The sequence below is a fragment of the Microbacterium enclense genome, from assembly GCF_004022425.1.
In the GTDB taxonomy this organism is placed as follows: Bacteria; Actinomycetota; Actinomycetes; order Actinomycetales; family Microbacteriaceae; genus Microbacterium; species Microbacterium enclense_A.
Window position 1 is genome coordinate 62,349 of sequence record NZ_RBZY01000005.1, and the last position, 12,474, is coordinate 74,822.

A 12,474-nucleotide genomic window follows, 5' to 3' on the forward strand; every position below is an offset into this window, starting at 1 on the left:
GCGGCGGCCGAACCGGGCCGCCGTGGTCAACGGTCGCGGAATCCGTGCGGTGGAGGAGCGGCCGCGCCCGCGCAGCGCCGGTATGCACGACGAGGCGCCGTCGCGTCCAGGGATGGCGGAACAGCGCGCACCCTGCCAGCGTTGACGGAAGTACCGACGACCCGGAGGCGACATGACCGACGACCTGACCGTGACCCGCAACGACGAGGCCCACCGCTACGAGGTGCATGTGGACGGCGAGCTGGGGGGCTTTCTCGAGTTCCGCCCGGCGGGCGAGGGCCGTGTCGCGCTGCCCCACACGGAGGTGGACTCGGCCTTCAAGGGCAAGGGCCTGGGCTCGGCCCTCGCCAGCGAAGCGCTCGCCGACCTGGCCCGCCGCGGTGACGCGATCATCCCCACGTGCCCCTTCGTGGCCCACTACCTGCGTGAGCACGACGTGCCGGGTCTCGTCATCGACTGGCCGCGCGAGGAGGACGCCGCTGACTCCGCCGACCCCGGCGAACCGGCATGACCAGACTGGACGTCGCTCCGCCCGCATCCGAAGGGCCCGTCGACTGCGACGGACCCCGCTCCCTCGTGGTCGAGGCGCGGGAGGTTCCGCTCGGGGGCGTCCGCGGCATGGAGGTGCACCGCACCCTGCCCCACCGCGCGCTGCCGATGGTGGGCGCATGGTGCTTCCTCGACCGCTTCGGCCCGCAGGACACCCTGATGCGCGTCGAGCCGCACCCGCACATCGGGTTGCAGACGGTGACCTGGCCGATCGTGGGCGAAGTACGACACCGGGATGCCGTCGGCAGCGACGTCGTCGTTCGCCCCGGCGCCCTGAACCTGATGACGAGCGGCGAGGGCATCGCGCACTCGGAGTACTCGGTCGGTGACGCCCCGATCCCGCTCGACGCCCTGCAATTGTGGGTCGCGCTGCCCGAGGCGCGTCGCCACGGCGCTCCCGCCTTCGAGCGCCACGAGAACCTCCCGGTGCTGGACCTCGGCGAAGGCGCGGATGCGGTCGTCGTGATGGGCGCGCTCGGCGACGTCGAGTCCCCCGCCACCGTCCACACGCCCATCGTCGGCGCCGAGCTCCGGCTTCCCGCGGGCGTCCCCGTGCGCGTGCCTCTCGTCCCGGGGTGGGAATATGCGCTGTACGGAATGATCGGATCCACCGACGTGCAGACGGGAATGGATGCCGTCGACGCCGACGCCGCGCGGCGCGAGACGCCCCTCGCGACGGCGGGGACTACGGCATCCGTCGACGGATCCCGACTGGTCTATCTCGGCACCGGCCGCGACCACGTGGACGTCGTCTCGCCGGCAGGCGCCCGGGTGTTCCTGCTCGGCGGCGAGCCGTTCGAGGCGGACATCGTGATGTGGTGGAACTTCGTGGGCCGTTCGCACGACGAGATCGTCGCCGCTCGCGAGGCGTGGGAGGCGCAGTCCTCGCGCTTCGGAGCGGTGGTCGATCACGGCCCGGAGCGCATCCCCGCCCCGCCGCTGCCCGCCGTGCGGCTCACTCCGCGCCGACGTCGGGTGTAGCGCGCCGCGCGAGGCTTCACTGTCCACTACACGCGGACGGCGCACCGCGGCATCCGCGTGTCGTGGACACTCGACGAGGCGTCGATCGGCCCGCGGCCCGCGCAGACGACTCCCCACACGCGAACGCGGCGCCCGAGCCGGAGCCCGGACGCCGCGTCGGCGTGAGGATCAGCGCAGCACGATGAACGCGCTGTGCGCCGTGGAGTCCTCGACCGTCTCGCTGCCCGCGTACTCCGCGGTCACGATGCGCAGGCCCCGCGTCTGCGGGTCGAGCGTGATCGTGGCGCGGCCGCCCTCGAGCGTCGCCGTGTAGGGCTTGCCCGCGACGGTCACCGTCACCTCGCCCGTGGGCGTGGGGCCGATCAGGGACCGGACCTTCACGGTGAGCGTGTAGGTGTCCGAGCTGCGCCCGACCCACGGGTTCACGGCGACCGTGGTGAACGAGGCCGCGACCACCGGGACGCCGGCGCTGTCCGCACGACCGGTGAGCCCCGTCGCCGGAGAGGTCGCGGTGACCCGGACCGACAGCACGGCACCGACGTCTTCGCGCTTCACGCGGTACGTCGACGCGGTCGCGCCCTCGATCGGCTCGCCGCCCCGCAGCCACTGGAACGTCGTCGTGACCTCGGCGGGGTCCCATGTTCCCGGCGTCGCCGTGAGCGTGCGACCGAGCTTGGCCGTGCCCGTGACCGTCGGCGCCTCGACCGCGACGGGGGCCGCCTGGCCCGCGTCGACCGTCAGCACCGTCTGCACCGCGGACTCGCCGTACTGCACGACCCCGAGGTACCGCGTCTCGGGCTGCAGGCCCTGCCACGACAGCTCGTACGTCGTGACGACGCCCTGCTCGGCCGCGATCGGGTTCGGCGTCGCCGTGAGCTCCCCCGCACCACCCGGCTGGACGTTCGCGTAGGTCATGTCCCACGTGAACGGCGCGGTGAACGAGTAGACGTTCGCCTCGACGAGGTACGTGCCCGGAGTGGGGTCGGACAGCGACACGCGCTCGTCCGCCGCCCCCGTCGCCGACGTGAACCGCTCGTAGTACCGCAGGTCGTCGGCGCTCACCACGCGGGAGACGAACAGGTCGAGGTCGCTGCCGGTGTCGTCCGAGGAGTCGAGGTCGAAGCGCGAGAGGGTCGTCCCCTCGGGCACGTCGACGATCCACCGGACGTAGCCGTCGGCGTCACCGGAGTCCTGGTTGCCCGAGTGGCCGTCGACCGGGTTGTCGGGGTCGGTCAACAGCGTCGCCGCCGCCAGACCCGAGACCGTCAACGGGAGGTCGCCGCTCACGCCGGGGAGGATCTCGACATCGGTCGAGCCCGACAGACCCGTGCCGCTGACCTCGGCCGGAGCCTCCGCGGTGGTGGGACGCACGGCGATCGGCGACCGCACCTGGGTGTCGCCGCTCGTCCAGGTGAGGAACCCGGTCGTCCACTCCTCGGCCGCAGCTGTCGTGCGCGAGAACGTGACCGTGAAGGTCTGCGTCTCGCCCGCTGCGCCGAACGTCAGCGTGGACGGTTCGACCGTGGCATCCAGGCCGGGAACGTCGACGGATGCCGAGAACGTGCCCGCCTGCGTCGACGTCACCGTGCGCGTGACGGTCTGGGGTTTGGCGAGCGAGCCGATCGAGATCGATGCGAGGTTCAGGTCGCTGCCGTCGATCGGCTCGACGCCGAAGTCCTCGAGGCCCTTGCCCTGGAGGAACGCCGCCCAATCGGCGGGGCCGTTGAGGTACATCAGACCGGGATCGAAGTACCTCGTCGGGTCGACGTGTCCGGCACCCTGCGCGAACGGATCCTGCGCGGGCGCACCCTCGCTATCGACGGTGTCGTATGCCGTGGTCATCATGGCGGACTTCACCTCGGCGGGCGTGGCCAGCGGCCGCTCCCCGAGGTACAGCGCCGCGAGACCGGCGACGTGCGGCGACGACATCGACGTTCCGGACAGGAACTCGAACGTCGGCGCGGCGCCCTCGGCGTTCGCGGCGGCAGCGAGGATCGCCACGCCCGGAGCCGAGACGTCGGGCTTCAGCACGTCGCTGCCGTCAGCCAGCATCGGGCCGCGGCTGGAGAAGCCCGCGACCTGCGGCGTCGGCGTCTCTACGCCGGTGATGTTCTCGCCCACGAGGGTCGCCGTGGCATCCGGGGTTCCCTGCACGTACGCGAGCAGCTCGTCGCGGTAGCGCGCGTCGATGTGCACCGTCGGCACGGCGTGGAAGTCGTTGTCGACCGACGCCGGTGTGACGTTGACGAGGATCATGCCGACCCCGCCCGCCTCTTCGACGGCCTGCGACTTCTCGATGCGGGCGTTCTGCCCGCGATCGCACACGACGATCTTCCCGTCGGCCTGCGCGGCGTCGAGCGACCCGATCAGGCACAGCGCCGCGTTGGCCGGATCGGCTCCGGATGCCGCGATGTCACCGGCGTAGACGACCGGTCCGGTGACCTCCTCCCCCGCGGGGACGGACACCGACGCACCCGCGGCCTGGAAGCCGTTCGGGAGCGTCACCGTGCCCTCGTAGGTCGGGATCGTGGATGCCGCGACGGTGGTGTACCAGGGCGAGGCGTGGTCGGCGGTCGACGCGTCGGGGCCGGAGTTGCCGGCCGAGACCGCGACGAAGATGCCCGCCGCGGCGGCATTGAAGAACGCCGCGTCCTCGAGGGCGAGGGTGGTCGTCGCCGCGCCGCCGCCGATGGAGTAGTTGATGACATCGACGCCGTCGTCCACCGCGGCGTTGATGGCGCCGAGCAGGTCGCTCAGCGCGCAGACGTCGTCGGTGGTCACGAGGGGATCGGGTCCGGAATAGCACGCCTTGTACGCGGCGACCTTGGCGGCCGGTGCGACGCCCGAGATGGCACCGAAGTCGATCCCTTCGACGTCGGCCTCGACGCCCTTGTTGCCCGCGGCGGTGCTCGCGGTGTGCGAACCGTGCGCGTCGCCGTCGCGCGGCGAGCGGTAGTCGGCCTCGAACGTGAAGCCGGTGGCCGCGGCGCCCTGGTCGAAGTAGCGCGCGCCCACGAGCTTCGTCGAGTAGTCGTCGACCGACCAACCGTCGCCCGTGGCGACCCGCGGCGAGCGGAAGTCGGTGCCGTCGGCCTTGCGATAGACGACGTCGTTGCCGTCGACGTAGGGCTCATCGCCGGGGGTGGTACCGAGCGGATCACCGGCGAAGGAGGGGTTCTCGGGCGCGATCCCGGTGTCGATGACGCCGACGACGACGCCCTCGCCGGCCGCGTCGATCCCGCCGACCTGTTGCCAGACGCCACCGTCGCCCTCCAGTCCGAGGAACTCGGTGGACGGCACGGCCACCGGCTGGCGGATCTCGTCGGGGACGACCTTCTGCACGCCCTCAGTGGCGGCGAGCTTCGCGGCCTGGTTCGGGTCCATCGTGGCGCTGAAGCCGTTGACGGCGAGCGTGTACGAGTAGTCGGTATCGACCCCGACCTCGGCCGCGACGTCCTGCTGGCGCTGCTCGAGGAAGGCCGAGTACTCGCGGACGGCGTCGGAGTCGGTGTCGAGCCGGGCGCCGTCGGACTTGGTGGCGCCGAGGCCTGCTTCGCCGCCGTCATAGGTGGCGACGGGCGCTTCGTCGAGGACGACGATGTAGCGGCCCGATGAGGACTCGATGGGTGTGGGAGGCGTCACCCCCTCGTCCACGACGGCGGCCTGCACGGAAGTTGCTCCGGCAGCGGTGAAGAGCCCGGCCAACGCGATGACCGCGACCGAACGCAGGGGACGACCCATAGTGCGCTCCAAACGGGGGGATGAATTGAGCGATCTGCGCGGCATCTGTGGCGCGCGTTGCCCAAACATAACTCACGGCCAATTCATCACCAACGGTTTCTTTTGGACGGCGTCCGAGAACGGGATGCCACGCTGCCGATACGCTGGCCTCGTGTCGTCGGCATCCCGTCTGTCCACCCGCGTGCTGCTCGTCTGCGCCGCGATCGGGGTGGGCACGGGGATCCTGGGTGGCGCGGCCGGGTGGCTGACGCTCGTCGTGCTGGCGACCGCCCCGTGGGCGTACGGCCTGGTCCTCGGCTCGCACGTGCTGCCCGGGATCATCGCGCAGCAGGTCGTCCGGCGGCCCTGGGTGGCCCTGCTCACGCACGTGCTCGCCGCGCTGGTCGCCAGCGCCATGGCCCCGCAGTGGACCTTCCGCTTCCTCGGGACCGCGGTCCTCTTCGGCGGCATCCAGGAGGGGGTCGCCGCCCTCACCCGCTACCGCGTGTGGGGTGCGGTCCGCTTCTTCGTCTCCGCCGTGATCATCGGTCTGCTCGTCGCGGCGGCCGTCTGGTTCGCCGCCGATATCGGGGCGCTCGCCCCCTGGGCGCAGATCACCTACCTCGTGATCGGGGTGCTGGGGCCCGTCGTGTGGACGGCCGTCGGCATCGCGATCGGTTCGGGTCTGCGCGGCGCGGGCGTCGCACGGGGTCTGTCGCGGCGTTAGTCGGTTCGCCGCGGCCGCCGCGCGAGCCCAGCCCACGCCCGAGCGAGCAGCGCCGCGACCCCACCCACGATCACCCACGTCGCGAACGAGCCCAGCCACCCGGTCACGAAGAACCCGAGCAGCAGCGCGGCCACGAACAGCACCCCGATCGCCAGCATGGTCAGCACGACGAGCAGCACGGCCCGGACCGGATGCCACGCGAACGCGCGCGGACCGCTCCACGCCGTGGCATCCACGTTTCCCGCCGGTGAGACGATCACGACAGCGATGAGAAGCGCGGGGATCAGGGTCCCCCTCGAGACGATCGCGAGAGCGCCGACCACGACGAGCGCGAGGACCACGGCGGCGAGCGCGCGCCGCACGCGGGGACGCAGCGGACCCGGCGCACCGACGAGCACGACGACGGCGGTCGCGGCCGCGACGAGCGCCAGCACCGACCCGGCCAGCAGGGACACGAACCCCAGGGATGCCGCGGGCGTCAGCTCCGGGATCACGCACAGCGCCTGAACGAGGGCGTTCCCCACCACGGCGGCGGCGATCAGCAGGACGCGCCTCACGGGGCGACCCCCGCGGCCCGGTCGATCACGGCGCTGACGCTGCCGGTGAACACCGCCTGGGAGCCGATGCTCACGGTGAAGCTGTCGGGGTCGGTCGACGGCGAGGTGGCCGTGACTGCCTCGCCCGCGGCGGTCGTGCCGGCGCAGGCGATCGCGCCGTCGTCGGCGCGGGTGCAGGTCGGCACAGCTTCGAGCGCGATGCCCTTCTGCTGCAGCACGTCGATTGTCGCGAAACGCACCTCGGTCAGGTGGTTTCCGCCGACGGGCGCGATCGCGGCGACCTGCGAGCAGCCGGCCAGCGCCAGAGCCGCCAGCAGGAGCACCGGGAAAGCAACGCGCCTCACAGCCCCCGCTCCTTCTCGTACGCGAGGATGCGCGCGCGCTCGGTGACGTGCTGCGCCTCGAGCTGCGCGTCGGTGATCACCGACAGGTCGAACGGCGCCGGTAGGAGGAGCTCGGTGTTGCGGTCGAGCGGCGACCCGCGCCGCATGAGCGGCGTTTCGGCCCAGTCGTTCGCGGCGAGCTCGCGGCTTCGGGATGCGAGATCGGCGACCGAGCCCGAATTTCCCGGCACCGCGGGCGAAGCGTGGTCGAGAACCGTGGTGAACAGCGACAGCGTGCCGTCGCGGTTGTCGACGATCTCGACCACCTGCTGCTGCTGCGGGAAGTCGATGCACGACGCCGTCGTGATCTCCCAGAACCCGCCCTGGGCGTTCGTGTGCGCGAGGATCTGGTTGAGGTGCGTGTGGCCGTTCAGCCACCCCACGACGACGGGGAACTCCAGCAGCATCGCGACGAACTCGTCGGCGCCGTACAGCTTCTCGTCGACCCCGGGCCGGGTCGCGCGGTTCTCGAGCGTGAGGCTGTTGTGGTGGCTGAAGATCAGCGCAAGCACCTGGTCGCGCTGTGCGATCTCGAGCTGCGAGCGCAGCCACTGCATCTGCGACTCGGGCACCGCACCGTCGGGGCCCGCGACGGCGTTGCATGTGTCGAGCCCGAACGCCCGGACGCGCGGGCTGAGGTCGGCCTGCCACCACGTCTCGCCCGAGGCGAGGTTGTGCGCGGTGAAGCCGTGGCCGACGGGTCCGGGAGTGGGTTCCGTCCGGAAGTGCTCGGCCATGAAGTCCCGCTGTTCGAACAGGAAGCGGTCGGGGTTGGCTGCGACCTCCTTGAAACCCGGACCCCCGGATGCCAGCCCCAGCGCCGCGAGCACCTGGGCGAGGACGCTCGTGCCCGCAGCCCACCCCTCGAGGGCCGTGGAGGCCGTGGCATCCAGGGTGTACGACTTCCGGGCGCCGACGGCGAGCGCGCGTAGCTGCGGGCTGATGTCGAAGGTGCCGAGCAGCAGTGTGTCGTGATTGCCGTAGACGGCGTACCAAGGGGCGGGGAGGCCCACGGATTTCACGGGCTGCGCGATCGCCTGCACGAGAAGGTCGGGCAGACGCGGGAAGCCGTAATCGCCGAAGTCGCCGCCGGTCGGGTCGCCGGGACGGTACGCCCACGTGGCCTCGCTCCAGGCTTGAACGCCCTGCCATTCCGGGCCGCCGGTGGCGGGGTCGACCGCGAGGCCGTCCATGAGGTCGATGTACCAGCGCAGCTCGAGGTGCGAGTGCATGTCGGCACTGTCGCCGGTGACGATCGCGGCGCTCATCGGCGCGCCCGTGAGCGGACTGTACCGGGCGTCCGAGAACGCCTGCACCATGGCCGCCGTCGCGTGGGGACTCAGCGGATCCTGCGGGTGGAAGGCCGAGCCCCAAGCCGAGTGGTCCTGCACGATCATCGGCTCGATGCGCCCGGGCGACTGCGCCTCGATGACGTGCAGGTCGGACAGGTGCCCCACGTACAGCAGTGAGCGGCGGGCGGTGATGCGCGTGGGTGAGGGCGACCGCCGCAGCACGTCGATGCGCGGCAGGTACGGCTCGCCGGGTCCCGTCGTGAGCGTGCGGTACTTCCCCGACAGGATCGAGCCCTGCCGGATCGTCTGCAGCAGCGTCGACGGGATGTCGGCCGACGGCGTGGCCGCGCGCGCAAGCCGCGGTGCGAGCACGTCGAACCCCAGCCCCGACGCGGCGGCAGCGGCGGCGGTGGCGTGCAGGAACTGACGGCGGGAGAGACCGGTCACGAGATCGTCCGTTCGGGCGGAGGAAGACCTCGAATGTACCGTTTGCGCAATCGCGCCGTCGAGAACTCCCGGCATCGGTTCGATATCGAGACGCCGACCGAAACAGGTAAGGGCGGCCTAAGTAGACTGGATGCCTCGCCGAAGGACACCCGTGACCGCCCACCCGCACCCGACCGCCGCGGCGCCCCGCACGGGCGTCGACGCGCTGCTGCGCCTGCGTAACGCTGCTGTCACGCACCTCGAGGCCGACCGCCCGACACCCGCCGACGTGAGCTTCGAGGTGCGCCCGGGCCAAGTGGTGCTGCTCCTCGGGCCGAGCGGGTCCGGCAAGTCCACGCTCGGCCTTGCGATGAACGGGCTCATCCCCCACGCGGTTCCCGCCGAGGTGTCGGGAACGGTGACCGTCGGCGGACGGGATGCCGCGACCACCCCGGTCGCCGAACTCGCGCAGACCGTTGCGATGGTGTTCCAAGACCCCGACGCCCAGCTCATCACCGGCACCGTGCTCGACGAGGTGTGCTTCGGCCCGGAGAATCTGCGCCTGCCCGTCCCCGAGGTGCTCGCCCGTGCCGAAGCAGCGCTGCGCCGCGTGGGGCTGTGGGAGCGGCGCGACGACTCCCCCGATGTCCTCTCCGGCGGGAGTCGGCAGCGCCTGGCGATCGCGTGCGCGCTGGCGATGGCATCCCCTCTCCTGGTGCTCGATGAGCCGACCGCGAGCCTGGACCCGGCGGGGGTCGTGGAGGTCTACGCGGCCCTGCGCGATGTCGTCGCGGCCGGAGACCGGGCGATCATGCTGATCGAGCACGACCTGGATGCCGCTGTGGAGCTGGTCGACCGGGTCGTCGCACTCGACGGCGAGGGGCGTGTCGTCGCGGACGGCGACGTGGACGAGGTGCTGCGCGGGCGGGCCCGGGAACTGCACGACCTCGGGGTGTGGCTGCCGAGCGCGACGCTCGCGGCGCTGCGGCTGCGCCGCGCGGGCTATGCCATCGACCGGCTGCCGCTGACGGCGGAGGAGCTGCGGGCGTCTCTCGAGGATGCGGCACCGGTAGCCGTGGCATCCGTTCCCCGTCTCGTCCCGGCGCGGCCGGGCGGAGAACCGCTTCTCCGCGTGCGGGGTCTCGGGGTGACGCGCGGCCGCACCACCGTCCTGCGGGACGTCGATCTCGACGTGTCGACGGGCGAGTTCGTCGCCGTCGTCGGGCCCAACGGCGCCGGAAAGACGACCCTGGTGCAGGCGATCGCCGGCGTCCGACGGCCGCCGCGCGGCACGGTGCGCGTCGACGGCCTCGACGTGCGGCGCCTGCCGCCGCGGGAGCTCTCGCGTCACGTCGGGTTCGTGTTCCAGAACCCCGAACACCAGTTCGTCACGACGACGGTGTTCGACGAGCTCGCCCACGGCCTGCGCCGCCTGCCGCTCCCCGAGACGGAGGTGCGCTCCCGCGTCGACGCGATTCTTGAGCGGTTCGGGCTCGCCGACCGCGCCGGCTCCCATCCGTTCCTGCTCTCCGGCGGCCAGAAGCGGCGGCTGTCGGTGGGGACGGCACTCGTCGGGGGCGCTCGGTTGCTCGTCCTCGACGAACCGACCTACGGACAGGACCGCGCCCGCGCCGACGAGATGCTCGCGATGCTCGACGACCTGCGCGCCGAGGGGACGGGCCTCATCGTCGTCACGCACGACCTGCAGCTCGTCGCCGAGCGCGCGGATCGGGTGGTGGTGATGGATGCCGGTCGACTCGCCGCCGACGCCCCCGCCGATGCCGTGTTCGCCGACGTGGCGCTGCTCGAACGCACGGGTCTGGGCAGTCCGCCCCTCCGCCGTGCGTTCGACGGACTGCAACGGCATCCGCAGCTGGCGGGGATCACCCGCCTGCGCGACCTTCCGAGCGGCGACTCATGACCGCCGTCACGCTCGCGCCCGGCCGGACGCCGTTCCTTCTGCCGCTGAACCCGCTCGCGAAGATCGCGGCGGCGCTCCCCGCGATGGTCGCGCTCGTGTTCGTGCGCGACCTCGCGATCCCGGCGGCGTTCATCGGTCTGGCGTACCTGTTGCTGGTGACGGGGGCCCGGTGGTCGGCGCGGCTCGTCGTTGTGCTGGCCGCGGTGGTGCCGCTCGCGGTGGTCGTCGTCGGTGTCGGGTTCGCGCTGTGGGTCGACCCGTCCATGGGAGGCACCGCCGTTCTGAGCGTCGGGTCGTGGGCCCTGACCGACACCGCTCTGACGGTGGGACTCGCGACCGGGCTGCGGCTCGCCGCGATCGGGAGTCTCGCCCTCATCGGTGGGCTGACCATGACCGGCACCGACCTCGTCCGTGCACTCGTGCGGCAGCTCCACGTGCCGTATCGGATCGGGTACGCCGCGCTCGCGGCCATCCGCTTCGTCCCGCGCTTCGGCCGCGAGCTCGAGACGATCCGTCAGGCGCACCGGGTCCGCGGCGTCGGAGGCTTCGCACCCCTGCAGTGGATCCGCACCGTGGTGCCGCTCCTCGCCGGCGGCATCCGTCACGCGGAGCGAGTGGCGCTGGCCATGGACGCCCGCGCCTTCGGCGCCCACCCCGACCGCACCGAACGGCACCTCGTGCCGTGGCGGCAGCGCGACACCGTGTTCGTGCTGGCGTTCTGGGCGGTGTCGTCGGCGATTCTTATGGCGGTGTGACGCCAGTTCAGTACGTCGGCGCTCCGGGGAGGCCGAAGAACTCCTCCAGCGTCGTGTACCCGCCATCGTGGTACACCTTGGCGAGGTCGGTGCCGATGTAGCGCAGGTGCCACGCCTCGGGCTCGTACCCGCTCACGTCGGTGCGCCCCTCGACGTAGCGCGTGATGTAGCCGTACTCCCAGGCGTGATCGCGCACCCAGGCCCCCTGGCTCGACGCGGCGACGTCGTCGAGGGTTCCGCACGACCGGTCGCACGGCACGATGTCGACCGCGAGTCCCGACTGGTGCTCGCTGAAGCCCGCACGGGCGCTCTCGCGGTCCGCGGCCTCCACGCCCACGACGGCCACCCGCTCCGCGTAGGTCGACTGCTGGTTCGTGTAGGAGCGGAAGGCGCTGAGGTACCCGATCTCGCCGGCGCCGGCGTCGGCGGCTCCGCGCACGAGCGCCGTGAGGGCATCGGCGGCCTGTCGGCGCAACCCCGACTCCTTGAGCGCGCGTACCCCATCCGGCATCACGATGTCGCCGGGCCGGTAGTCGCTGGGATCGAACGGACGCTTCTTGTTCACCACGACCCACTGCCGGTTCGGATCCGACAGCGAGATGCACGGAGCGATCCCGGATGCCACGGCGGAGCGGAACGCCTCCGCACCGCCGATCGCGGCGATCGTGGCCGCGTCGTCGCCGGACGACAGCACCGAGGTGAAGGCGGGGTCGTCGCACCGACTCGCGGGAGCGGGAGCTTCGGCGAGCACCGGGACCGGGAGTCCCTCGGCGGGCACCGCCGGGGGCCCCTCGATCACGGCGACGACCTCGGGCGCCGCGAGAGCAGCCGGGTCGCTGCCCGCCCGGGCGGCACCGATGGCCACGCCGCTCGCCGCGATCACCGTCAGCCCGAGCGCGAGCACCGCCACGCGTCGACGGGTTTCCCGCGGTTGCGATGCCCAGCGCGTCCCACGACCCGCCGCGGTGACCGCCGATTCGCGCTGGAGGCGTCGTGACATCGCCGGCTTCTCCGCGACCGCTACCACCTCGATCGCTTCCGTCGCCCGCCGTTCGGCCTCGGCGCGCGCGGCGCGTCGGGGCGACAGCTCGGGGTCGAAGGAGGTCACTCGCCCCATTCTCACCCGCGACCTCGCCGGAGTCGAGGTGACGCTCGGGGCACGG

The 12,474-nt window shown here is 72.2% G+C and carries 10 protein-coding genes; 5 read left to right on the plus strand and 5 right to left on the minus strand.

What is annotated here, in order from left to right; genetic code table 11:
- Positions 1 to 172: 172 nt before the first annotated feature.
- Both D8Y23_RS02320 and D8Y23_RS02325 read left to right on the plus strand, forming a co-directional pair.
- The gene (locus tag D8Y23_RS02320) at positions 173 to 511 is read left to right on the plus strand and encodes a GNAT family N-acetyltransferase (RefSeq protein WP_128216558.1); all 339 of its coding nucleotides are present in this window, start codon (positions 173 to 175) and stop codon (positions 509 to 511) included.
- Complete coding sequence (locus D8Y23_RS02325) at positions 508 to 1,530, plus strand: pirin family protein (RefSeq protein ID WP_128216559.1); 1,023 nt, start codon at positions 508 to 510, stop codon at positions 1,528 to 1,530. The genes D8Y23_RS02320 and D8Y23_RS02325 overlap by 4 nt, the downstream gene beginning before the upstream one ends.
- Positions 1,531 to 1,698: 168 nt before the next feature.
- On the opposite strand, the gene D8Y23_RS02330 is transcribed toward D8Y23_RS02325, so the two are convergent.
- A complete protein-coding gene (locus D8Y23_RS02330; RefSeq protein WP_164878110.1) occupies positions 1,699 to 5,271 on the minus strand; it encodes a S8 family serine peptidase in 3,573 nt (1,190 codons plus the stop codon).
- 151 nt (positions 5,272 to 5,422) lie between these two features.
- Between D8Y23_RS02330 and D8Y23_RS02335 the strand changes: the two genes are divergently transcribed.
- Positions 5,423 to 5,977 (plus strand): ECF transporter S component, encoded by a 555-nt coding sequence (locus tag D8Y23_RS02335; protein ID WP_128216561.1) that lies wholly within the window; start codon positions 5,423 to 5,425, stop codon positions 5,975 to 5,977.
- On the opposite strand, the gene D8Y23_RS02340 is transcribed toward D8Y23_RS02335, so the two are convergent.
- From D8Y23_RS02340 to D8Y23_RS02350, 3 genes are read right to left on the minus strand one after another with little or no spacing between them, the layout of a single operon-like run.
- Complete coding sequence (locus D8Y23_RS02340) at positions 5,974 to 6,534, minus strand: hypothetical protein (RefSeq protein ID WP_128216562.1); 561 nt, start codon at positions 6,532 to 6,534, stop codon at positions 5,974 to 5,976. The genes D8Y23_RS02335 and D8Y23_RS02340 overlap by 4 nt on opposite strands.
- Positions 6,531 to 6,878 (minus strand): hypothetical protein, encoded by a 348-nt coding sequence (locus D8Y23_RS02345; RefSeq protein WP_128216563.1) that lies wholly within the window; start codon positions 6,876 to 6,878, stop codon positions 6,531 to 6,533. Before D8Y23_RS02345 ends, D8Y23_RS02340 begins: the two co-directional genes overlap by 4 nt.
- Entirely contained in the window at positions 6,875 to 8,656 is a 1,782-nt protein-coding gene (locus D8Y23_RS02350; RefSeq protein ID WP_128216564.1) for a TIGR03767 family metallophosphoesterase, read from the minus strand. The genes D8Y23_RS02345 and D8Y23_RS02350 overlap by 4 nt, the downstream gene beginning before the upstream one ends.
- Before the next feature lie 130 nt (positions 8,657 to 8,786).
- Here D8Y23_RS02350 and D8Y23_RS02355 point away from each other — a divergent pair, with 130 nt between their 5' ends.
- Both D8Y23_RS02355 and D8Y23_RS02360 read left to right on the plus strand, forming a co-directional pair.
- Positions 8,787 to 10,556, plus strand: a complete 1,770-nt coding sequence (locus D8Y23_RS02355) for an ABC transporter ATP-binding protein (protein ID WP_128216565.1) — start codon at positions 8,787 to 8,789, stop codon at positions 10,554 to 10,556.
- A complete protein-coding gene (locus D8Y23_RS02360) occupies positions 10,553 to 11,311 on the plus strand; it encodes an energy-coupling factor transporter transmembrane component T family protein (RefSeq protein WP_128216566.1) in 759 nt (252 codons plus the stop codon). Before D8Y23_RS02355 ends, D8Y23_RS02360 begins: the two co-directional genes overlap by 4 nt.
- A 7-nt stretch (positions 11,312 to 11,318) precedes the next feature.
- On the opposite strand, the gene D8Y23_RS02365 is transcribed toward D8Y23_RS02360, so the two are convergent.
- Positions 11,319 to 12,419, minus strand: coding sequence for a M15 family metallopeptidase (locus tag D8Y23_RS02365; RefSeq protein WP_164878111.1), 1,101 nt, complete (start codon positions 12,417 to 12,419; stop codon positions 11,319 to 11,321).
- Positions 12,420 to 12,474 lie beyond the last annotated feature (55 nt).